We start from the raw sequence: 22,622 nt of genomic DNA, 5'->3' as shown, positions 1-22,622 counted from the left end.
AAAATTGTATACAATCTGAGTTACAAAAATTTAACATAACTCAATAATGTAATCAGACAATGAAAACGAACAGGGATATTCTACCATTTCAAGGCTTGCTCAATGGCATCGGGCAAGTCTATTTCACACCGTCTGTCATGACGTCGATTTTGCTGTTGCTTGCCATTTCTATTGAGTCACTTGCACTGGCTTTTCTTACCTTGCTTGGCGCTAGTTGCAGCTTTGCATTGGCCTTCTATCGCTTTATGTACACCAACACCAACACCAACACCAACACCAACACCAACACCAACACCAACAAGTCAGTAGACGACATTGATAGTGGAATGTACGCGCTAAATGGCGCTTTAATTGGCTTATTTATCGGTAACTTTTTTGGTGTGACACCATTATTGGTTTTAGTGACTGTGTTAGGTGCGTTAGTCACGGTGCCGATTGCCCACATCGTATTCAGTTTTAAGAAATATCGCGGTTACACTAGCGCCTTTATCCTCACCACTTGGTTGATTTATATTATCCAATCAACCTTTGAACTATCAGCGTTCTCTGCACCTGATTCCGCACTGATGCCACTCATCAGTATTGAGGCTAGCTCATGGTTCAACCTGCCGACAGTGGTGACCCCGTTGTTAAAAGGGATAAGCCAAGTCAGCTTCATCGAAAATGCGTTGTCGGGGCTCGTAATCTTGGTTGCCATCGCACTCAACAATATCAAGCATGCCATTTGGGTTATGCTCGCAGTAATAATTAGCACCGTATTTAGCGGTTTGATTGGCGCTTCTAGCGAACTAGTAGCCCAAGGTCTTTACGGATACAACGCCATTCTTGCCACTTTAGCACTTGTGCTCTATCCGCGAATCCCTTGGCCGTTAATCCTATTAGGCATACTGTTAAGCTGCCTCATCACACTCGGTTTTCATGAACTGTCACTGTTACCACTCACCGCCCCTTTCATTTTGAGTACTTGGGCTGTGGTTTACTTGTCCAACCAGATCCATAAACGAACTATAAGTTAGGCAACATAGTTACAGGCCGGTTTTTAAGCGCTCAACATATTGCTTGGGTGTCAAACCTCGATGTTTCTTAAACATCCGATTAAAGCTCGCGACATTGGTATAGCCGAGCCTCGTCGCGACTTCTTTTATTGGCACTGAATACATCAACAACTCCACCGCCACGTTACTTAGCGCATAGCCCATAATGGTAGAAAAGTTTATGCCTAAGTTATGCAATCGGCGTTGAAATTGCTGTTCAGATAACCCAAGCAAACTCGACACTTTATGCAGTGTTGGCAGGCCGAAATGGCGACTGTAATTGATCATCTCATAGGTCACCTTATGCTCATCCGCGGCATCAGGCATGTTGAGATAATTATCTAAGTCATGAAAGTTCATTGCCAAGCTCATCTTGCCGCTAGAAGGGGCTTGATTACTCGATAACCTCGACTGGCTTGGTATCCAGATTTCAGTTCGTGACTGGCCCCACTGAATATTGCACCCAAAATACTCTTGATAGAGTTGAGTGTTCTCGCGATAACCTGCGATAGAGACGGCTGCGGGAGTAAAGTCGTCTCCCAAGTAACGCCTTAATATCTTCATCATAAAGATGGCAACTCGAATTGAGTCATGAACTTTACCCACCTCAGTATAAGCAGGATTGTCGTAGCACCATTTGATGAAATTACCGACTTGAGCGCCATACAGAAAAGCCCCGGACTGCAAACAGTGCAACCCGATGTTAACTCGGCGTATGGACGACGCCAGATCGTGCCCCGAGAAAAACCAGTTAGAGAGAGGGCCTAGCCTTTCAATATCCACTCTATCAGCCAGCTTCAAGATAATATCGGAATCATCAGTTTGTTGTTCAAGCAAGCCATACCATTTGTCCACTTCACTTACGGGGATAAGGTTCATCGGGTTATTAAACACCGATTTAGGAATACCTAATTGCTCAGTATTCACAGCCTTATTAGTCGTTGCGTATTGGTAAATACCCAAAATACCCAATGCTCTTAAGAAGTTACAATTGTTCATTAGCCACCATACTTAGAAGTCACTATTACAGATCAAATCATAATGACATCATTATTAAAGTAATTGGTAAATTATCAACTTCTAAATCTGATATCAATCACACTCGGTGCTCAATTTAACCTAGGGTATATCAATGAGTTTAGTTAGTGTCCCATTTGTCGGAACCGGCGCAGATACCGCACTACACGTAGTTGCAGGCGTAGTGTTGGTCGCAACCATCGCTGCTGCATGTTACGGCTTCTGGCGTGTACATGAATTACCAATCAACAAGGCTCACAGTAAAGAGCATCAACAACTCGGTTTGATCACCGCATTAACATGGATTGGTTTTGTATGGCACTGGGTATGGGTACTAGCAGTAATTTTGGCCTTCGTTGATATGGAAAAAGCCATCATCAATCTAAGAGACACATGGAAGTCACCGACCACAACCAAGGAGCAAACAACTTCCGACAAGCAAGATGAGGAGAGCCAAACATGTTAGAAGGCTTGGCAATTTGGGCACTGTTCATTTACTTACTCAGACTTGTTGGTATGCCTTGGAACAAAGGCACCAAGGCGTTTGCGTACCTAGGGGGTACATCTTGGTTGCTGTTTGTATGGGTTGGCCTACTCAACTTTACTCCGATGGATCTATCGGGAGGCTCAGTGGTACAGTCTCCACATATTCAGCTGCGTCCAGATTCAACTAATGTTTCGGGAAAAACTTCCAAAGTCCACATCGACCCGAACCAGGATGTGACTGAAGGACAGCTAATTTACGAAATTGATGACACCAAATATGTCATCGCAAGAGACAAAGCCAGCGTTCAACTTGAATCTGCAGAGGTCGCTTTAGACACAGCTCGCCAAGAAGTGAGCATTGCAAAAGTCAGCTATCAATCGGCGCTTGAAGACATCAAAGCTTCAGTCGCACAAATAGATTCGGCTAAAACAGACTTAGTACTGCAGTCAAAGACGCTTGATCGTTACCAGAAGCAAAACAAAGTGGTAGAACATACGATCACTGAAACTGACATCGACCAACAAACAGCAAAGGTAGACTTAGCGACGTATAACGTTACGACGTTGGAATCTCAACTTAGCAAGAAAGAAGTCGATGCCGAGAATGCGAAGTTAAACATCCACAAAGCTGAAACCAATGTAAGCAAGAAGCAGACTGAAGTCGATTCAGCAAAGGCAACACTGGCACAAGCACAATGGGACTTGAACAGCACCAAAGTCACGGCACCGACTGACGGCTTTGTAACGAACTTTATTCTTCGTGAAGGTCAGCGTGTTTCAATGATGCCTCGTATCCAGATGTATACCGAAGAGAAGTACGTGCTGATGCGAGTTAACCACCAAGCGATTCGTAATATTAAGGTCGGTCAACCTGCGGAATTTGCGACAGCGGTATACCCAGGAAAAGTATTCTCTGCAACCGTAGAAGGTATTGTAGAAGCGACTGGTGAAGCGCAAGCAAGCTTGCTGGGTATCGACGAGCAGGTTCGTGTTACCACAGGCAAAAACCTTCAGAACAAGCACCACTTTGTTCGTTTAAAAATTGATGAGGCAGAGGGTTACGATATTCCTGTTGGCTCTGTCGGATTAGCGTGGGTAAGCGGTGAGAAGCCTATCAGCTTTATGGCGTTCCTAGACGTAATACGCGGGATCATCATTAGAATGAAGTCTCAACTGTACTTCTTCTATTCCATCTAATACTTCCTATTGGTGAAACAATACCCAAGCCCGTGCGCTCTTAGATCGCACGGGCTTTTTGTTTATTCACTATTCGTCGCTAGAAAGAACACAAACTCGAAAAACGAATAAACACTCTAAAGTTGCAAATCGCAATTGCATTTTGCAACCAAACATTGCAAAAACGCAAATTAATCGCTCAAATACGCACCAGATTGCTATAAAACTGCCGTTTTACGTGGTTTTAAAAGTTGGCACACTAACTGCAATGTATATATTGACCCTTCTTAAGCCGAGGGTCACCTAGCCAACTGACGTTGTTAGTGAACCTATTCTTGTTCACAAAATATATAAGCCAATTGCGATTATTGCGATTGGCTATTTTTTTGCCTGCAGTTTGGCCGACCACTCTCCTTTTCGATACAGACACCCATTCAAACGTATAATAATCAACATTCATAGCCAACCAAGAACAGCAGATAACCAACCCGTTATAGAAAACGTTTTCTATTTATTTTTTTGAAATAAACTCAGAAAATAACCTTATGTTTTACAAGATAATTACTGCAATAACTGATTTTAAATCGCCCTTATTGACAAAATTAGCATTGACTATGTGATTTATATCACCATAATGCGCACGTTTGCCTGCAATACGGCGACCGTTAATTTTAATTTTGATCATTTGCGGAGGTAAAAAATGGCTGCTGATAATAACTACAGTCTAGGGCCGGTTCCTACATCGGCTAGGAAAGGAGTCGCTTCACTCACCATGGTAATGCTTGGACTCACTTTCTTCTCTGCAAGTATGTGGACAGGTGGTTCACTCGGGACAGGTCTTTCATTCAACGATTTCTTCCTCGCCGTTCTCATCGGTAACCTAATCCTCGGTATTTACACTTCTTTTCTTGGCTACATCGGCTCATCTACTGGCCTCTCTACTCACCTTCTTGCTCGTTTCTCTTTCGGTACTAAAGGCTCATGGCTTCCTTCTGCGCTACTTGGTGGTACACAAGTCGGTTGGTTTGGTGTGGGTGTTGCGATGTTTGCGATTCCAGTACAAAAAGCAACGGGCATTGATACCAACACCTTGATTATCGTATCTGGCTTGTTAATGACGGGGACGGTGTACTTCGGCATTAAAGCACTAATGGTACTTTCAGCGATTGCAGTACCTGCGATTGCGATTCTGGGTGGTTACTCCGTACTAACAGCTGTAGACAGTGTTGGTGGATTAGAGCAACTGCAACTTATTAAACCAGAGACGCCAATGGACTTCTCCATGGCACTAGCAATGGTTGTAGGTTCGTTTGTAAGTGCGGGGACGTTAACTGCCGATTTCGTTCGCTTTGGTAAAAAGCCAGCAAGCGCAGTATTGATTACTATGGTTGCGTTCTTCATCGGTAACTCGCTGATGTTTATCTTCGGCGCAGCAGGCGCAGCAGCAACCGGTCAGGCTGATATTTCAGATGTGATGATCGCGCAAGGTCTACTGCTTCCAGCCATCATCGTGCTTGGATTGAATATCTGGACAACCAATGAAAATGCACTTTATGCATCTGGTCTAGGTTTATCTAACATCACTGGTCGCTCAAGTACTACAATGTCTATCATTAACGGCATTATCGGTACGATTTTCGCGCTTTGGTTATACAACAACTTCGTTGGTTGGTTAACCTTCCTTTCGCTGGCGATTCCACCAATTGGTGGCGTAATCATCGCCGACTTCTTCGCGAACCGTAAACGTTACAAAGATTTTGCAAATGCAGAGTTCCAAACCGTTAACTGGGCTGGCATTATCGCGGTAGCAACAGGCGTAGCCGCTGGTCACTTCCTACCTGGCGTTGTTCCTTTGAACGCAGTGTTAGGTGGTGCAATCAGTTACCTCGTGCTTAATCCTCTATTGAACAAAAAAGCTCTGAAATCTCAGGCCGCTTAAGGACACACTATGACAACCTTATTAATCAAGAACGCGAAACTTCAAGACCAAGAGGGCTTGAAACAGATTCTGATTGAAAATGGTCAATTTTCTCGCATTCTCGATAATGACGCGCAAATCAATCATCAAGGCGACATCCTTGATGCTGAAGGTGGCATTGCAGTTACTCCTTTCTGTGAACCGCACATCCACCTAGATACTACTCAAACTGCTGGTGAGCCTAACTGGAACATCTCTGGCACTTTGTTTGAAGGTATTGAGCGTTGGGCTGAGCGTAAAGAACTGCTATCAATCGAAGACGTAAAGTCTCGTGCCAAGCAAACACTGAAATGGCAGATAGCTAACGGTGTTCAACACGTTCGTACACACGTTGATGTGTCAGACCCAACGTTAGTTGCGTTAAGAGCGATGGTTGAAGTTCGTGAAGAGATGAAAGAGTGGGTCGACATCCAGATCGTTGCATTCCCTCAAGAAGGTATTCTTTCATACCCTAACGGCAAAGAGTTGCTTGAAGAAGCAGTGAAGATCGGCGCTGACGTTATCGGTGCAATCCCTCACTTCGAATTCACTCGTGAATACGGCGTTGAATCTCTGCATTATGTGTTCGAGCTTGCACGCAAGTACGACTGTCTGATCGACGTTCACTGTGATGAAATCGACGACGAACAGTCTCGCTTTGTGGAAACATTAGCAGCCCTTGCTCATAAGTTTGAAATGGGCGAGAAAGTAACCGCTAGCCACACCACTGCAATGGGTTCGTACAACGGTGCTTACGCATCTCGCTTGTTCCGTCTATTGAAGATGTCTGGTATCAACTTCGTGGCAAACCCGCTAGTGAACATTCACTTACAGGGCCGTTTCGACGATTACCCGAAACGCCGCGGTGTAACGCGCGTTAAAGAGATGCTAGCAGCAAACATCAACGTTTGTTTTGGCCACGATGATGTGTTTGACCCATGGTACCCACTGGGCACAGCGAACATGCTTCAAGTTCTGCACATGGGACTGCATGTGACACAGGTTATGGGCTACGACCAAATCAACAACTCACTTGATTTGATCAGCAAGAACTCTGCTCGCACATTGAACATACAAGACAACTTCGGCATCGAAGAAGGTAAGCCAGGTAGCTTGCTGATTCTTCCTGCTGACAATGGCTTTGATGCAGTGCGCCGCCAAGTATCAGTGCAGTACTCAATACGCCACGGTAAGGTGATTGCAGAGACTCAACCAGCGAAAACAAAAATAAATTTAGATCAAACTGAAGATATCAACTTCAAGCGTTAATATCGTCTATACTAATGATCAAAAGGAAGCTGAGATGCTTCCTTTTGTTGTGTTGGACGAAGCGACAAAACTATCACTAAATCAGTGTAAATCTTGTACATTCGCACGGTATGACAAAAAAAGCACAAATTTCTTAAGCAATGCGTGTACATCTCAAAAGACTGTGTTAACATGCTCTCGCTCTGTTAGCCGGAGTTATTTAAGTTAGATGAATAGTAAAAAATTGACATGTAAAATCGTTACCCGTTTTTGTAAGTAGTTTTTCCTTATTTCTTAGCAATATTAAATAATTCAATTATCAGCGCATTGCATTAAATGCAATCAACAACTTAGAAAATTTATGAATAAGGGACAAATTATGTCTAACACAAATACTGGCACTGTAAAATGGTTTAACGAAGAGAAAGGTTTCGGCTTCATTTCTCAAGACAACGGCGGCGCTGACGTATTCGTACACTTCCGTGCAATCGTTTCTGAAGGCTTCAAAACTCTGAAAGAAGGCCAAAAGGTTTCTTTCGAAGTTGAAAACGGTCAAAAAGGCCTACAAGCAGCAAACGTTGTTGCTCAATAATTAGCTCTTATAGCTAAAAAGAATTTTAAAGCGCTGATTTTTATCGGCGCTTTTTTATGCCTGCTTATAAACATTTCCCCTCTCGATACAGGCTTCCCCCCGTAAACTCTGAACAAATGCAAATCACCAGCCAAGCGTCCTCAACCTAGACTTTCTCAGTTAAAGCTCAACGATCAATTTACGTCACTTTTTGTATGCACTTCCCTAGACAACACTTAATTCTCAGCAATCTTTTGATACTAACTCACGCTACGCCGAAAGTTTGATAAGCCCAAATATGGTTAAAGAACAATCCATTAGATTGCACTTATGAATACGCAATCGATATTCATAATAAAAATGAGTTATTTATCCAATCCTCATCCACTAATCATATAATTTTTAAAGCAAAGACCTTCGAAATCCGCTAACCTTGTTCGCAAGTGGCTTAGTTGTTTTGGTATCTGCAGTAAAAATAATGAACAAAGACGAATTTCAGAAATCCACCGCAAATCTAAAAAAAGCGGTGCCTCTTATGATGAAGAACAGGGTGTCAACGACACCTGCAAATTACGCACTTTGGTACACCTATGTCGATAACGCTATTCCCCAGCTGACTCAAGACATGGATGGTGTTTTAGAACACTACGGTATTTGTCCTCCTGCCGTTGGTGAGCAGCTATACAACAATTATGTTGCCAGCAAATCCGAAACCAATATCAATGACCTTCGCGCTAATTTGGAACTGTTAGTTTCTGAAGTTTCCAATTCAATGAATGACACCCTGACCGACACCTCCGCTTTTTCTGACATGATCGATAAAAGCTTCGAGGACTTGGCTCGTGTTGATAATGAAAGGCTATCTATTGATGAAGTCATGTCCTTAGTTCGACAGCTGGTGTCTGAATCCCGTCATATTCGTCACTCTACTCAGTTTTTAAACTCTCAGCTAAACTCTGCAACCTCAGAGATCACCAAGCTGAAAACTCAATTGGTAGAAGTGCAGAAAGATGCGCTCTTCGATAGTACAACCACACTCTATAACCGTCGCTCTTTCGACCGTGACATAGAAACCCTGTGTGAAGCACAACAATCTTTGTGTCTGATTCTTCTCGATATCGACCACTTTAAAAATTTCAACGACACCTATGGCCATTTGTTTGGTGATATGGTTCTTAAAGGGATCGCTCGTAAGCTGAAGTTAAGTTGCCGTGAAGGTATTTCTGCTTATCGATTTGGTGGTGAAGAGTTCGCACTGATTGTGCCTAACAAATCTTTGCGTATTGCTCGTCAACTCGCTGATACCAATCGTCGCTCTTTAGAAAAGCTGTCGATCAAAGATCGCCGCAGTGGTCAACAAGTCGGCAGTATCACTGCATCGTTTGGTGTCGCTGAACTTGAACCCGGCGAATCAGCTCAATCGCTGATCGAGCGTGCTGATAAGCTACTTTACGAAGCGAAATCACTTGGCCGTAACCGAGTCATGCCTTTGTAAGACACACCAACAATGCTCTTATCGACATATTAGTCGGCTCGTATTTAAAATACTAGAAAGCCCCAAAGACATTATCTTCGGGGCTTTTTCTTTAGCTGTGTAAATTGATTTAGCTACCTAGGTTTCACCGTTAGATCTGGAAGCAATAATTGAGGCAGTAGTCTTCACCACTCTTTGCTCTGAACTCTTTATCTTCACTGCATGCCTTTGGTTTACCCTTTGCGTCACCTTGAATCAAACTGATCCAGTGTCGCATCGCTGCAATGGTCTCTTCACGCATTGTGGTTGTTGCTTCCATTGGTGATTGACCAAACGTGGTACATGATTCCAACTGAATATCATCGATTTCCACTAGCTCAATACAACCTGTCCCTTTATGGCAACCAAACATCACTTCTAGGTGACTGCCACTGCCATCTCGGAACAAGATAGAGTCTGGGTCGTTCTTCTCACCCATGTAAGCGACAAACTGCTTAGGGTGCTTCAGACCACTGTGCTGACCATCTTTAAAGTAAGCCATAATATGACGGTAATCGACTACGTAGCTGGTTACGTCTTGGTGTGAGCCATTCTCTAGTGGGAATAGTCGATCAAGCAGCTGCTTTGCTTTCACTTGCTTTTCAGTTTGCTGATTAGCACTGATTGTCTCCACGGCAAAGACAGCTTCAGCGATAAATGGCTTTGATTGTTTTTGGATTTCTGTTTTATCGAATGTAAGCATATTCATAGTCTTTCCCTCTTGACCAGTCCGGTGATAACCACCGATTTCTACAGCAAAAATGTGTCCTAGAGCAATTATTCCAAACTAACGTTTAATTTATTTGTCATTTTGTGAATTGCTTAGTTTGTAGATTAGCGCTTTTTTACATACAATTTCACAACAAAAATTTTACAATGTGAATTTTACAAATATGGCCTTGTCAAAAAGTTTAGTTCGTCAGTCACATTTCCTAGGTACGAAGATACGTAACCTAAGAAAACGTAACCATTTAACGATGGAAGACCTGTCTGCGCGTTGTATTAGAATCGACCCAGAATGTGCCCCTTCCGTTTCTTACCTTTCAATGATTGAACGTGGAAAGCGGGTTCCGAGCATCGATATGCTGGAAGTGATTGCACAGGTCTTTCAGAAGAATCCGACGTGGTTCCTCGACGACGAATCTGAACAACAAGCCATTGCTCCTGATAAGGGGAATCGTGGTGGGATAAGTGGCATGGCGCTCGAGCCGAGCTTCCTATTCTCAAACGACATCCTGCAAATTGCGATTCCTGAGATGCTGTCACAAACGGGCATTTCAGGCCGCCAGTTTGCGCACCTCTTGATTCGAGCACACCAAGAGAGCAACCAGAACCACTTCCCTGACCTTGAGCGCGCTGCGGAAGAGGTAGGCTTAAAACGTCTTAACCTCAGCGTAGAAGACCTGATAGACATCGCTAGAAGCCTAGGAATCAACATCCGCTGGGTGACGCGCACGCCGCAAGACGTAGTCGATGAGCTCGGAATTAACGCTAAGCAGTTAGTGACCTCCTTCTTTGAGCCTCCCGGTACTATCTTCTTAAACGAGATTCTTAAAGAATACCCAACTCGTCTGAAATACGACCTTTCGGTTTATATCGGCCATTGCATTCTGCACAGCAAAGAAGGCCTAAAGAGTGTGTTGTCGGTCGGTAACAACAACACATGGGATGACAACCAGATATCAGGCTCTTCACAGCTCAACTCCCAAGACATTCTTCAAGCATGGCGAGACTTTGAATCCAGCTTCTTTGCTGGCGCACTTCTGTGCCCGAAAGTCCCGTTTAGACAGCTACTCGACCGCACTGGTTACGAAATCGACGTTCACAAAAGAGCAGGGGTTTCCCCCTCTGTTGCGATGCGTCGAATGACTGTAGTATCGCCCTACCCTCACTGGCACTACTTTGATGCTTATGGGCCGGGGAAACTCAAGGCGGTATATCGCGGGAACGGGATTCCACTACCTTGGGGAAATATGAGAACGGTCGCTGACCCATGTCAACATTGGGCTGTGTTCCGTCGATTATCAGAACCTCGAGCGGGAAGCTCGGCTCAAATCTCCATTTTGAATGTGGGTGATGAGCCAAGGATCTACTGCTGTGAATCCATCAATATGACGGATCCTGCGGGTAACAATCGTGTGTTGTGTGCTGGTATAGATCTCAACCCTGCGATTGATGCTCAAGGCGGTAATTCAAGAGACATAGCAGAGCAGCTAAAAGCGTCATGCGTTAACAATGGTGGCTCTGTGGCAATTCCGCGTAACATCAAGAAAGATCTCACGACAATAGCCAAGATTCTAAATATAAATTGGATTGAACGTGGGATTGAGACAGAGGCGAGGCTTATCTGCTCCAGAGGTGGAGAATGCCCACGCCAGCCAAGCTGTTACTCGAAGTGTGGTGAGTAAAAAAGTAATAACAAAAAATAGAACCTAAAATTCAGGCAAAAAAAAACCAATCACAATAAGGGTGATTGGTCATATATTTTGTGTGAACAAAAAAGGTTCACTAACAACGTCAGTTGGCTAGGTGACCCTCGGCTTAAGAAGGGTCACCATTACTAATGCAGCATGCGTGCCAACTTTTAAAACACGTATTTACTACGCATCTGGACACGTATTAGCCGTATATCCTTGTTTGTTTTGCAAACTGGAATTGCAAATTGCGAAATTCAACAAAAACGCTAGTGATTATGTTGTTATTAATAAATCATTAAAGATTCATTACCCTTCCCAAAAATGTCATATTTCCCTTAGATTCAATTACTTTAAGCAGCAATAAACCTCCCCCTAGGGTTACTCAACATAAACGGTTACTCAACATAAACGGCTACTCAACATAAACAACCCCCTAAACAACGCCCATAAAAAAACGCGAACATTGAGATTCAATATTCGCGCTTATTCGATTTCTATGACAGAAAGAACTTAACCCACGAGACGCCTTTTTATAAAGCGACTCCTGTTCTTCAATATCTCAGCAAAGATTACTTCTGAGGAGCTGGCTTAGAGCGGCTTCTCGACGGTGAAGGTTTGTTGCCTGTCGGCTTATTTGACGACTTGCTTGGGCCGTAGCTACCGCCGTAACCAGACTTCTTCGGCTTGCCTGCAGGTTTACCCGCGTTGTTTGGCTTACCAGTACCGTTAGATTTACCCGCACCGCTTGGTTTGCTTAGAGTATTCTGAGCACCCGCGTTATTTGCAGCAGGTTTATTGCCCGCACTACCGCGCTTAAAGTTGCTGCCGTTGTTTCTTACTGACTTATCTTCACCTGTCGCAGCTGAATTGTTTTCAGCCGGTTTCTTTCCAGATGTTGGTTTACGCTTTGGCGCCGAACCATTGCCTGCTACATGACGCTTGTTCTTACCTGCTGGCTTGTGCCCGCGAGCGTTATCACCAGAGCGTTGACCATCAGCATGCTCACGTGGCTGTTTTGCTTTCTTCGGTTTCTTTGGCTTGATTGGACGTGAATCCAAGCGAGACTCAGGTAACTTGTTTACTGGAGAGAAACCTTCAAGTTCACGACGCTCTAGCACTTGTTGAATAAGGCGTTCAATACCGAACAGTTCACCCACTTCATCCGCACAAACCAATGAAATCGCTTTACCTACTTCACCAGCACGGCCAGTACGACCGATACGGTGTACATAGTCTTCTGATACATGAGGAAGATCGAAGTTAACTACTTGAGGCAGTTGTGGGATATCGATACCACGAGCAGCAATATCAGTTGCAACAAGTACTCGTACCTTACCTGTTTTGAAGTTCTCTAAGGCTTTAGTACGTGCACCTTGGCTCTTATTACCATGGATAGGTGCAGCAGTGATGTCTTGCTCTTCAAGGAAGCGAGCAAGCTTGTTCGCACCGTGTTTCGTCTTGCTGAACACCAACACTTGTCGCCAATCGTTATCTTTGATTAGCTTCGCTAGCATTGCGCTCTTTTTCTTTTTGTCTACTGGGTAGATGCTTTGCTCAACCGTTTTTGCCGTTGAGTTTGCAGGGCTTACTGAAATCTCAACAGGATTGTTCACCAAGCCTTTCGCTAAGCTGCGGATATCATCAGAGAACGTCGCTGAGAACAGTAGGTTCTGACGCTTCTTAGGCAAGAAAGCTAAGATCTTACGGATATCGCGGATGAAACCCATGTCTAGCATGCGGTCCGCTTCATCTAACACGAGGATTTCTAGTTGGTCAAAACGCACTGCATTTTGGTTGTATAGGTCAAGTAGACGACCAGGTGTTGCCACCAACACGTCACTGCCTTTACGCAGTTTTTGCATCTGAGGGTTAATCTTCACACCACCAAACACTACCGTCGAAGTCAGCGGTAAGTTAATACCGTACTTCACTACGCTGCCATTCACTTGCGCAGCAAGCTCACGAGTTGGCGTTAGCACGAGCGCACGAACTTGGTTCTGACGTACGCGAGTACCTTTCGATAACATTTCAAGAATAGGTAGCGTGAAGCCTGCAGTTTTACCTGTACCTGTTTGAGCAGCGGCCATAACATCTTTGCCCGTTAGGACAGCTGGCACGGCTTTCTCTTGTATTGGTGATGGCTTATCGTAACCTTGTGCTTCAATAGCTTTAAGGATCGGTTCAGAAAGGCCAAGGGAGGTAAAACTCATAGATTATTTTCTCAGTTGAATAACATTTAGTATGAGCAACACGTTAAAAAGTGCGTTGCTTCAGCTTTTGCTCATCAAATACATTGATACGGAGCAAAGCGCGGTATTCTGAGGCTTTTCCCCACATTCAGCAACTAAATTCTAATCGCAGCTCAAATTCAACCTAGATAACTTGTCGCTTCTGTTCGTACATTTTTTCATCAGCGGCTTTTAAGAGCGCATCGACATCATTGTAGTTGTTATTGTGAATAACCCAACCCACACTGATTCTGAGATAAATAGAGTGCGCCTCGTACACAACTGGCGCCGAGCATATCGCCTTTCGTAGTTTAGTCACGATTGAAGATACGTATTGATCATCGATGATGCGTGGCAATAAGACCAAGAACTCATCACCGCCTATCCTTGCGACGATATCTGAAACACGCAGCTCACTTCTTATGCGGTTAGCACACTCGATCAATACCTGATCGCCTGCCGCGTGACCATAAGTGTCGTTGATTGCTTTAAACCCATCGAGGTCGATATTTACAACGGCAAAGGTTCTCGCTCTCTGTTTCTGAGTGGTTTTGAAGGCCTGCTTGAGGCTATACATGAAGTATCGACGATTCGGTAACATCGTTAGCTCATCATGCATAGAGCGGCTATCTGCAATGCGGTACAGGCGATAAATAGTAAAGAAGGCAAACGCCAGCACTAATATTATGGAGTAGCCCACCAGCCTTACCGCTTGGATGCGATACCAAGGCTCATCCATCAATACGTGTTCGTTGCCAGAAAGAGCAAGGTACCAACCACCGTATGGGAAACTCACCTGTTCAGTGGCGAACGCATTATCGAACACATCCTGAGTACCATAAAAGACAGCGCCACCTTTACCTGAACTGTTTGCACCACGAATTGCTAATTCATACTTGTTCTCGATCTTGCCGATGCCAACATCTTCAAACAGCTCATCTAAACCGATAACAGCACTGGAGACACCCCAGTAATCTTGATTGAAAGGCGGATCTCGAAAGATCGGAGTACGCGTAATGAGGGCTTGTCCACCTTGAAACAACTCAAAAGGGCCAGCAATAAAGGTGTTGCCAAGATTACGGGCTATCTCAACGGACTCCCATTGGTCTGGATAATCACGATAATTAATACCTAGAATCTGCTCATTACCTTCCATCGGGTAAACAAAGTTTAGAATGTCGTCTTTGGCGAGTCCGATAAGTCGAATATGGAAGCCATCTTGAATGATATTCTCAGCAATCTTATCCCAATGTTTCACCTCACCATCAGGATTGATCGTCACTAAGGTCGAGAAATTATTGAGGATATACATATCTGACACGATCGCGGCTTCGATCCGAGAACGAATGATGGATAATCGTTTTTTTCCCTCAGAATACGATTCATTCTTAAGAAAAGTTAATTGCTTAGCGTGAAAGAACTCAATCGCGCCTACTATCGCAAGGAAAAAAAGAAAAGATACTACTTTGACAGACCACTGCTTGCTAGAACCACTTGGCATTTACGAACCTCTAACACTATTGTTCTACATACTGCCTTATAACGGCTCATTTCTGGCTTATTGCCCCAGTATGCCGCTAAGTCATTAAAAATCCATACTAACGTCGACTATCTATCAAATATTGAGTGATCCATCACTTCAAAATTCTTTACCAAACGAATGATTTAATCAAAAAGGGTTACTGAACCTTATAAAGCTTACATTGTATTGACTCAATGCTTACATTTAAGGATTCATCAATGTTATTTTACATAGACTAATAATCAGCTTGGTACCTCACGACATGAAGTTAAAAACTATCACACTGTGTACATTGCTATCAGCCTCGGTTGCCGTTCACGCACAAGAAAACGTTCAAGCGCCAACCTCAGCGAGCGTTCAATCCCAAGCAGATTCGCTCAACTCTCAAGAACAATCTTTCAAGCAATCTGCTGACCTCATTCGCACAACCTACGAAAGCCAGCTTTACACTCTGCCTGCATTCAAAGAAGGTCACTACGGGCTGCGCATGTATCGCCAAACATTAGACGATAAGTATTCAGCGGCGGTGTGGAGCGACTTGGCTCGAGTGGCAAGCAAGCTAAGCACTCTGTCGAATGACGTTCAAACCATGGAACAAATCGTACTCTACTCAGAGAAGCGAGTTGCATCTTATATTGGTGATAACGATGAGCGCAGTGTTCGACGCTATAACATCACCAAGCACATGCCTGAATACCTTTACCTTGGTGTTGACCTTCTTGGCTCTATGGCTCGTGCTAATGAATACGGTTTAGAACACAAGAACGATGCCAAGCTGCGCGAAATCATTCGTCGCTATGACTTCTCTCGATACGTGACCAATGAAGACATGGTGAAAGCGTGGGCTGCTCAATTAGCGAATCAGGTTTACTGGTTGCGCCAACTGGGTGAGCAGGATGTCGTTGATGAGTTCATAGATACCTTCAAAAAAGCATACCCAAACGATAAAGACAGAAAGCTTTCAAGCCAGCAATACGGCAATAAGATCTATGGTATGACGCATGTGATCTTTGGTGATTCAGAATATTACCAACATCAAGTAAGCGAAAAAGATCATCAATGGATCTACGATTATTTCAGAGAGAACATTGATACCATTCTGCTGCGCGCTAAAGAAGATGTGATTGCAGAGGTTGGATTAACCTTCTTATTAGCTGGCTTAGAAGATGACCCTGTTGTCGAAAAAACACGACTCGCTATCCAAGCTTCTATCGACAAAGACCACGGCATGATCCCTTCTATCACAGGCGATTTTGACCTTGAGTACGGCGAACACCGCAACGTGCTAGCAATCATGCTACTCGATTGGCAGCAAGTGAATGAAGCGCCAACTTATGAAGGCAACCCTAAGGTGTTTACTAACATCCCTTACGGACTCATTAAAAACCAGCCGCAGAAGAACTAGCAACATACCTAGCCGAGGTTAATCTAAGAACCTAAAAAGCCGCACACCTTTCGAGGCCTGCGGCTTTTTTTATTCTTTCCACACCATCACTTCGCTCTGGCTTAGGTTTGAGTTTGAGTTTGAGTTTGAGTTTAGAGGCAGACTTTGTTCATCACTATCGTGAAATCCCCTTCTGCGTAACCCTCTATTAAAGAAACATCCTCACAAAACGTTTTACAGAAGCGATACACGCCCTGAGGGTGATAACTCATCAAGGTATTACGTGAAGGATATTGGCTTGAATTGAGAAGATTAAAAATCACCGTCTGATTCGCCAATTCATACATACGAGTAATCATGTTTGTCAGATAATCAGAATCACGAGAGATATAGTTCAGTGAACCACTCGCGATGACAATGTCGTGCGCCTCAAGGTTCATTTTGCTCATATCACCCGACAAAAACCGACAACGATCTTCTGTATAGTTTTGCTTTGCCTTCTTAAGAAAGCCTGCGTGTTGGTCAACGCCGGTATAAGATTGAATGCGATAGATGCTGTCGAGCAGCTCAAACAGCTCGCCATAGCCGCAACCTAAATCTAAAACACTCTTCTTTTCGAAGTCCGCCGCACGAGCGATCACTTCAAAGCGACACAATTGACTCTCTTCGCTAGTCCAACCTAAAGCTTTAGCCTTGTCGCCATTCGAGCGGTTAGTCTGCTTTCGATGATAGCGATACACCTTCCAACGATCGAGCCAGTGCATTACGAGAAATCCACCCACACTTCACGACCACCAGCCAGCTCTTGGTTATGGTATTGCCATTGATATTGCGCGAGCAGCTTTTCGGTGAGCTCTAACCCTAGACCAAAGCCCAAATGATTGTCTTCTATCGTGCCGTCAGTGTTGTGATTAACAATGGTGACTTTCGAGCCTACCTGAACGATGCCCACGGTACCGCTTCCTGTGTGTTGGAAAGCATTGCGAATCAAATTGGTCAGCACGATGCGAGTGAGTCCGACTGGCAACTGACATTGTGTGTCGTCGCTTTCAAGATTCACAGCCACGGCTTTGCCATTCAATAGATAGCTTAAATCGTGGTTTATTTGTTGCAGCAGTTCGCCGAGATGTATGTTTTCTAGAGGCAGATCTTTGTCTTGTTGTCGAGTAAGCCACAACAAGGTTTCTGTCAGGTCTGTCATGGTGAAACCCGCGCGCTTGATTCGGTCTATCACTTCAAGCTGCTTTTCTGGGCTCTTACCCTTTTGAATCAGCTTCTCTAGCAGTTCACTATTTGTTCTTGTGACCGCAATAGGAGTGCGTAATTCGTGGCTCGCGTAACCCAAAAATTTCTGCTCTCGTTCTAAGCTGTTTTGAACCGAACTCAAACTATCACGAATGATGTTAGCCAAGGTGTTCAGTTCACTGAAGTGAAAATCTGGTGTCGGCTCATTGAGGCTATCTTTATCTAGCGATTTGGCCCAGTTCTTTAGCTGCTCAACAGGCGATGCCACCTTACGTAACACCAAAACCAAGATAACGAAAAACAATACAATCGCACCCAATGCGGTCAAAAAAATCGTCACAAAATGTGGAAGCCCTTCTTCGTTATTGACGGGATCGTGTTTTTGACTAAATACCGCAGAAACATACCGAACCTCATTACCTTTCATCACCTTCATGGCGAAGTAGCCTTCCTCTGGCGGTGAGAATATAGATTTACCAATGATCACTTTAGTGATGAGGTTGAATTGCAGTTCACCTTGCTTGAGGTTACTTTGAACACTTTGTGGCAAGTCACTCCATTGGGTCGCTACAGTAAATTCTTGGTTGGTCATCGGCTTGCCCGGTTTCACCGCATCTTGCTGAGCTTGGGCAATCATAGAGCCACGCATCGCAATATCCAAACCCGAGACAAAGTAGTTTACGCTCAATGCAGATAGAACCAGAATCATCGTCACACCAGTGACCAGAATCGCCAATAAAACGTAGATCCTTAAACTAGGTCTGATCTTCATGCTTGTCGTAACTCCTTAATCGCAAACCCTTTACCCGCTATAGTATGCAGCAGCTTATTGTCTTGATCCGCATCCACTTGTTTACGCAGGTTGAAGATATGCACTTTCAAGCTGTTACTGTCTGGTTGATCGTCACCCCACACGCCCTGCATGATGGTCTCGCGAGAAACAGGGTTAGGGCTAGAGCGCATCAGGATTTCCAGTATTTTGAGTGCGGTAGGCGAAAGCTTTAAAGGGGAATTATCACGATAGGCTTGATGCTGTTTTAGGTCAATTTCCAAATCGCTTACCGACAAACGACGAACCTGACCACTGCGTCGCTTCGCCAGCACTTGCACTCGAACAATCAACTCTTCCATTGCAAAAGGTTTCACTAGGTAATCATCGGCCCCTTTTGAAAAGCCTGTCAGCTTATCATCAAGCGTATCACGTGCAGTGAGCATCAAAACGGGTGTATCAATACCCTGCGCTCTGAGGTTCTCACACACCTGCAAGCCGTTCATTTTCGGTAAATTGAGATCGAGAATTACCGCGTCATAGCGATTAGTTTCAATTAGATTGAGTCCAGCTAAACCATTCGCGGCATGATCGCACTGGATATCTTCTAAATCGAGGTAATCAATAACAGCAGTGGCTAAATCGAGGTCGTCTTCAACCAAAAGCAATTGAAGCTTATCTGTGAGTTTATTAGTGACGGATTCTGCCATCGCGACGACCTCTATTGTTAGTTGTAGTGTAGCTTTGTAGTGATCTTTAATATCTTGTTCGGTAATGAACCTAGACCGAAGTTGCTGAGCCTCGCCCGGCAATCATCAGCCTCGCTCGGCAATCATCAGCCTAGATATCATTAGCTTAGCCATTGTTAAGCCATTTGTTCAACGCCTTCGACTCGATTTGTGACTTTAAGAATCAGAGACTTAATCTCACACTGAATCATTAACAATGCAGGTGTCAGAATCAGTGTAATAAACGTCGCAAACAAAATACCGTAGCCTAGCGCCGCTGCCGCAGGAATCAGGAATTGAGCCTGCAAAGACGTTTCACTTAATAGTGGCGTCAAACCCGCGAACGTTGTAACCGATGTAAGTAATACCGCTCTTAGTCGACCAGAACACGCTTCAACAATCGCATCGTGAACCGACTTGCCCTGCTCTTTGATTAGTTCGTTAAAACGAGATACCAACAACAAGCTGTCGTTCACCACCACACCGCTCAACGCGAGAATACCGTTTAACGATAGGATACTGATTGTTAAGTCATTCCACCAGTGCCCTAAGATTGCCCCAACAATACCAAATGGAATCGCTGTCATGATGATCACTGGTTGAATGTAAGACTTCAGCGGGATAGCAAGCAGCGTATAAATCGCTATCATGGCAAGTATGAACATACTCATCATTGAACTAGCCGTCTCTTCTTGTTCTTCCGTTTCGCCAGCAAAGTCGACCGTTAACCCCGGATATTGCGCTTCTAAATCGGACACTAATGTATCTTGCAGCTGATGGACTAACTCAGCAGGTGCAACCACGTCTTTATCTAATACTGCACTGATGTACACCGCTCGTTGGCTATCAATGCGTGTGATCTCTGATACTTGGTAATCAGAATATACTTCAGCAACCGTGCTCAAAGGCACCACGGTACCGTCGTTGGTTCTCACGCTCGCTTGCTTGATATCCGCAATGGTTTGGCGATCCGATTCTGGGTAACGAACTCGAACTTTCACCTCATCTTTACCACGTTGGAATTGCTGAACGATATCACCACCAAACGCCTGTAATACTTGTTGTGAAAGGCTTGCCGTATCGAAACCTAACGCACGGCCTTGCTGTGTCAATTCAAAACGATACTGAGGCTCACCAAGATCCAAGTTATGGTCAATACCACTCACACCTTCAATCGCTTGCAGCTTGGTTAAGAACTCATTACCCGCCGCAGTCACTGATTCTTCATTCCACGCTTTCAATTCTACTTTGAAGTTGTCGACCATCTCCATTTTAGACAAGACTTTGAGCTTCTTAACCCCTTCCATCTGGCCCACTGTCTCTTGCCAAGCATCTGCAAACTCGTTCGATGTATAAACACTGTCGCTGTCCAATTCAATTCTAACTTGGCCAGAGTCATCAGCATCGGCGATAACTTGAAGACTCAACAGCTCAGATGCTTCATCTTGAGCACCGTATTGGGCTCTCAGTGTTTCATCTGTTTGGGTTGCCGCCGCTTCAAGCACCAACAAGTTTTGTTGTGTTTGGCCAAAGCTCGCGTCGTTTTGCATCGACATATCTGCAGTTACCGTATCGCCCGGCATATCAGGGAAGAACGCTACACGAACCGCCCCCGTCATTGGTAACCCAGCAACTAAAATAAGCAATGACAAGAAAACCATCACTACCGCATAACGCAGTTTCAGCGCCCATTCAATTGCGGGGCAGTAGATACGCTTATTAAACCAACCTAGCCCAGTATCGGCAGCATGTTGAACACGAGCCCACAGCCCCTTCTTCTCACTGCGCTTAGTATTAATATGAGCAAGGTGCGATGGCAGAATGAACTTAGACTCAACCAAAGACAGCAACAAACAGATAGTCACGACCGTACCGAATTGAGCGTAAATTTGCCCCATTTTACCGTCAACATTCGCTAACGCTAAGAAGGCAACAACCGTCGTTAACACACCAAATATAGTCGGTGATGCCACCTTCATGGTGCCTCGAATGGTACTGCCTATCGAATCGCCTTCTTCCTTACGTGTGGAGTAGATACTTTCCCCAACCACCACCGCATCATCGACCACTATCCCGAGCGCCATAATGAAACCAAAGGTGGTCATTTCATTGATGGTTAACCCCATGAAGGTATCTGTCATTAAGAACATGGTGCCAAAAAAGACAAACGGTAAGCCAGCTGCTACCCAGAAAGCGACACGTACGTTTAGGAATACCGCTAACACCATGAACACCAAAGCGATACCGGTGAGCGCGTTCTTCATCAATAGGCTTAAGCGGTCTTTGATCATGGTACTTTTGTCGTACCAAGTTTCGATTTCGACATCGCTCGGCAGCATGTTGCTGTTCTCCCAGCGCTCTACCACTTTCTCTGCTTGCTCAACAATGCTGACGACGTCTCCGTATTCATCCATCACGATCTGAATTGCCATCGCATTCTGTTGGTTATAGCGAGACAGCATGAAAGTGTCATCAGCAAACATATCTTCAACGTTGGCAATGTCACCCAAGGTAATTTGCGTACCATCAGTCGTCGTCATCACCGGAATCGCGTTGAAATCTTGGATCTCATACGCCTGTTCAGAAACCTTCAAACGAACCGTTTTTTCGCCATTGCGAAGGCTCGTCGAGATAGCCGCAGAAGACTCCGCATTGATCGCTTCAGAAACGTCAGTCAGAGTTAAGCCGTAAGCCTGTAGCTTGTTCTCATCAACCTCAACCGAGATCATAGGATCGGCTTTGGCTTTGATGTCCAAATCACGAATGGACGACTGGCTCAGTAGATCTGATTTCAATTGCTCGGCTAAGCTTTGAAGCGTTGTTCGGTCTGCGTCACCATAGATCTGCACCCATAGGGCATGATCTTGCATGCGAGCCTTATCAATCACAGGATTATCAGCGCCAGCAGGCAGGTTATTGCTCGCATCAACCTTAGTTTTAACGTCAGTTAACAGGGTATCAAGATCATAGGTGCTCGTTTTTTCGATCGAAACATGGCTGCCATTCGCATCAGAAGTTGACGTAATACGCTTAATACCCGGTACGGTTTCTAACGCGTCTTCAATCTTAATCGCTAGGCCTTCTTCCGCCTGAATAGGGTCACCACTGTCATAGGTTACCGACACTGTCACCACATCGGGTTCAAGGCTTGGAAATGCTTCTTTACGCAATGAGTTCAGTGATAACAGGCCAATGATGATCACGCCCACTAACAACAAGTTCGCTGCTACAGAATTATTCGCGAACCATGCGATTGCGCCAGTGTGTGGTTTAGTTGGCTTCTGGTTACTGTCCGCTTGGTTATTCGGTTTCAACTCATGAGACATG

Annotated in this window: 17 protein-coding genes; 9 read left to right on the top strand and 8 right to left on the bottom strand. The window is 44.6% G+C overall.

The window, feature by feature from the left end:
• Positions 1 to 59 precede the first annotated feature (59 nt).
• Positions 60 to 1,016 (top strand): urea transporter, encoded by a 957-nt coding sequence (locus MSG35_RS11500; protein ID WP_248383968.1) that lies wholly within the window; start codon positions 60 to 62, stop codon positions 1,014 to 1,016.
• 9 nt (positions 1,017 to 1,025) lie between these two features.
• Here MSG35_RS11500 and MSG35_RS11495 read toward each other — a convergent pair whose 3' ends face one another.
• The gene (locus tag MSG35_RS11495) at positions 1,026 to 2,033 is read right to left on the bottom strand and encodes an AraC family transcriptional regulator (protein WP_248383967.1); all 1,008 of its coding nucleotides are present in this window, start codon (positions 2,031 to 2,033) and stop codon (positions 1,026 to 1,028) included.
• 133 nt (positions 2,034 to 2,166) lie between these two features.
• On the opposite strand from MSG35_RS11495, the gene MSG35_RS11490 reads away from it, so the two are divergent.
• From MSG35_RS11490 to MSG35_RS11465, 6 genes are all read left to right on the top strand, one after another.
• Positions 2,167 to 2,517: an MFS transporter gene (locus tag MSG35_RS11490; protein ID WP_017066493.1), complete on the top strand. Its 351-nt coding sequence runs from the start codon at positions 2,167 to 2,169 to the stop codon at positions 2,515 to 2,517.
• Positions 2,511 to 3,734, top strand: coding sequence for a biotin/lipoyl-binding protein (locus MSG35_RS11485; RefSeq protein WP_017066494.1), 1,224 nt, complete (start codon positions 2,511 to 2,513; stop codon positions 3,732 to 3,734). Before MSG35_RS11490 ends, MSG35_RS11485 begins: the two co-directional genes overlap by 7 nt.
• A gap of 679 nt (positions 3,735 to 4,413) precedes the next feature.
• Positions 4,414 to 5,652, top strand: a complete 1,239-nt coding sequence (codB, locus tag MSG35_RS11480; protein WP_032546874.1) for a cytosine permease — start codon at positions 4,414 to 4,416, stop codon at positions 5,650 to 5,652.
• A gap of 9 nt (positions 5,653 to 5,661) precedes the next feature.
• A complete protein-coding gene (locus tag MSG35_RS11475) occupies positions 5,662 to 6,939 on the top strand; it encodes a cytosine deaminase (protein ID WP_248383966.1) in 1,278 nt (425 codons plus the stop codon).
• Positions 6,940 to 7,297: 358 nt separating this feature from the next.
• Positions 7,298 to 7,510 (top strand): cold-shock protein, encoded by a 213-nt coding sequence (locus MSG35_RS11470; RefSeq protein ID WP_004740083.1) that lies wholly within the window; start codon positions 7,298 to 7,300, stop codon positions 7,508 to 7,510.
• A gap of 457 nt (positions 7,511 to 7,967) precedes the next feature.
• Entirely contained in the window at positions 7,968 to 8,984 is a 1,017-nt protein-coding gene (locus tag MSG35_RS11465) for a GGDEF domain-containing protein (protein ID WP_248383965.1), read from the top strand.
• A gap of 130 nt (positions 8,985 to 9,114) precedes the next feature.
• Here the strand turns inward: MSG35_RS11465 and MSG35_RS11460 are convergent, their stop codons facing one another.
• Positions 9,115 to 9,711, bottom strand: a complete 597-nt coding sequence (locus tag MSG35_RS11460; RefSeq protein ID WP_048608941.1) for a malate synthase — start codon at positions 9,709 to 9,711, stop codon at positions 9,115 to 9,117.
• A 169-nt stretch (positions 9,712 to 9,880) separates the two neighbouring features.
• Between MSG35_RS11460 and MSG35_RS11455 the strand changes: the two genes are divergently transcribed.
• Positions 9,881 to 11,410, top strand: a complete 1,530-nt coding sequence (locus MSG35_RS11455) for a DUF3612 domain-containing protein (protein WP_082153947.1) — start codon at positions 9,881 to 9,883, stop codon at positions 11,408 to 11,410.
• Positions 11,411 to 11,988: 578 nt separating this feature from the next.
• On the opposite strand, the gene MSG35_RS11450 is transcribed toward MSG35_RS11455, so the two are convergent.
• Together MSG35_RS11450 and MSG35_RS11445 are read right to left on the bottom strand one after the other, a co-directional pair.
• Positions 11,989 to 13,629 (bottom strand): DEAD/DEAH box helicase, encoded by a 1,641-nt coding sequence (locus MSG35_RS11450; RefSeq protein WP_048617026.1) that lies wholly within the window; start codon positions 13,627 to 13,629, stop codon positions 11,989 to 11,991.
• Positions 13,630 to 13,792: 163 nt separating this feature from the next.
• Positions 13,793 to 15,148 carry a diguanylate cyclase gene (locus MSG35_RS11445; RefSeq protein WP_248383964.1) on the bottom strand — a complete coding sequence of 452 codons (1,356 nt, stop codon included), beginning with the start codon at positions 15,146 to 15,148 and terminating at the stop codon, positions 13,793 to 13,795.
• Positions 15,149 to 15,431: 283 nt separating this feature from the next.
• Between MSG35_RS11445 and MSG35_RS11440 the strand changes: the two genes are divergently transcribed.
• The gene (locus MSG35_RS11440; protein ID WP_248383963.1) at positions 15,432 to 16,574 is read left to right on the top strand and encodes a DUF3541 domain-containing protein; all 1,143 of its coding nucleotides are present in this window, start codon (positions 15,432 to 15,434) and stop codon (positions 16,572 to 16,574) included.
• 131 nt (positions 16,575 to 16,705) lie between these two features.
• Here the strand turns inward: MSG35_RS11440 and MSG35_RS11435 are convergent, their stop codons facing one another.
• From MSG35_RS11435 to MSG35_RS11420, 4 genes are all read right to left on the bottom strand, one after another.
• A complete protein-coding gene (locus MSG35_RS11435) occupies positions 16,706 to 17,317 on the bottom strand; it encodes a class I SAM-dependent methyltransferase (RefSeq protein ID WP_248383962.1) in 612 nt (203 codons plus the stop codon).
• Positions 17,317 to 18,570 (bottom strand): HAMP domain-containing sensor histidine kinase, encoded by a 1,254-nt coding sequence (locus MSG35_RS11430; protein ID WP_248383961.1) that lies wholly within the window; start codon positions 18,568 to 18,570, stop codon positions 17,317 to 17,319. Before MSG35_RS11430 ends, MSG35_RS11435 begins: the two co-directional genes overlap by 1 nt.
• On the bottom strand, positions 18,567 to 19,277 hold the full coding sequence (locus MSG35_RS11425) for a response regulator transcription factor (RefSeq protein WP_248383960.1): 711 nt from the start codon (positions 19,275 to 19,277) through the stop codon (positions 18,567 to 18,569). Before MSG35_RS11425 ends, MSG35_RS11430 begins: the two co-directional genes overlap by 4 nt.
• A gap of 155 nt (positions 19,278 to 19,432) precedes the next feature.
• Positions 19,433 to 22,621, bottom strand: a complete 3,189-nt coding sequence (locus MSG35_RS11420; RefSeq protein WP_248383959.1) for an efflux RND transporter permease subunit — start codon at positions 22,619 to 22,621, stop codon at positions 19,433 to 19,435.
• Between the last annotated feature and the right edge of the window lies 1 nt (position 22,622).

The organism is Vibrio sp. 1CM23M (assembly GCF_023161755.1).
GTDB lineage: Bacteria > Pseudomonadota > Gammaproteobacteria > Enterobacterales > Vibrionaceae > Vibrio > Vibrio coralliirubri.
This window is presented reverse-complemented; position numbering and strand designations above follow the sequence as displayed.

Coding starts and splice junctions, on each gene's coding strand:
- MSG35_RS11500 (WP_248383968.1), top strand. CDS start 60: ATGAAAACGAACAGGGATATTCTACCATTTCAAGGCTTGCTCAATGGC.
- MSG35_RS11495 (WP_248383967.1), bottom strand. CDS start 2,033: ATGAACAATTGTAACTTCTTAAGAGCATTGGGTATTTTGGGTATTTAC.
- MSG35_RS11490 (WP_017066493.1), top strand. CDS start 2,167: ATGAGTTTAGTTAGTGTCCCATTTGTCGGAACCGGCGCAGATACCGCA.
- MSG35_RS11485 (WP_017066494.1), top strand. CDS start 2,511: ATGTTAGAAGGCTTGGCAATTTGGGCACTGTTCATTTACTTACTCAGA.
- codB (WP_032546874.1), top strand. CDS start 4,414: ATGGCTGCTGATAATAACTACAGTCTAGGGCCGGTTCCTACATCGGCT.
- MSG35_RS11475 (WP_248383966.1), top strand. CDS start 5,662: ATGACAACCTTATTAATCAAGAACGCGAAACTTCAAGACCAAGAGGGC.
- MSG35_RS11470 (WP_004740083.1), top strand. CDS start 7,298: ATGTCTAACACAAATACTGGCACTGTAAAATGGTTTAACGAAGAGAAA.
- MSG35_RS11465 (WP_248383965.1), top strand. CDS start 7,968: ATGAACAAAGACGAATTTCAGAAATCCACCGCAAATCTAAAAAAAGCG.
- MSG35_RS11460 (WP_048608941.1), bottom strand. CDS start 9,711: ATGAATATGCTTACATTCGATAAAACAGAAATCCAAAAACAATCAAAG.
- MSG35_RS11450 (WP_048617026.1), bottom strand. CDS start 13,629: ATGAGTTTTACCTCCCTTGGCCTTTCTGAACCGATCCTTAAAGCTATT.
- MSG35_RS11445 (WP_248383964.1), bottom strand. CDS start 15,148: ATGCCAAGTGGTTCTAGCAAGCAGTGGTCTGTCAAAGTAGTATCTTTT.
- MSG35_RS11440 (WP_248383963.1), top strand. CDS start 15,432: ATGAAGTTAAAAACTATCACACTGTGTACATTGCTATCAGCCTCGGTT.
- MSG35_RS11435 (WP_248383962.1), bottom strand. CDS start 17,317: ATGCACTGGCTCGATCGTTGGAAGGTGTATCGCTATCATCGAAAGCAG.
- MSG35_RS11430 (WP_248383961.1), bottom strand. CDS start 18,570: ATGAAGATCAGACCTAGTTTAAGGATCTACGTTTTATTGGCGATTCTG.
- MSG35_RS11425 (WP_248383960.1), bottom strand. CDS start 19,277: ATGGCAGAATCCGTCACTAATAAACTCACAGATAAGCTTCAATTGCTT.
- MSG35_RS11420 (WP_248383959.1), bottom strand. CDS start 22,621: ATGTCTCATGAGTTGAAACCGAATAACCAAGCGGACAGTAACCAGAAG.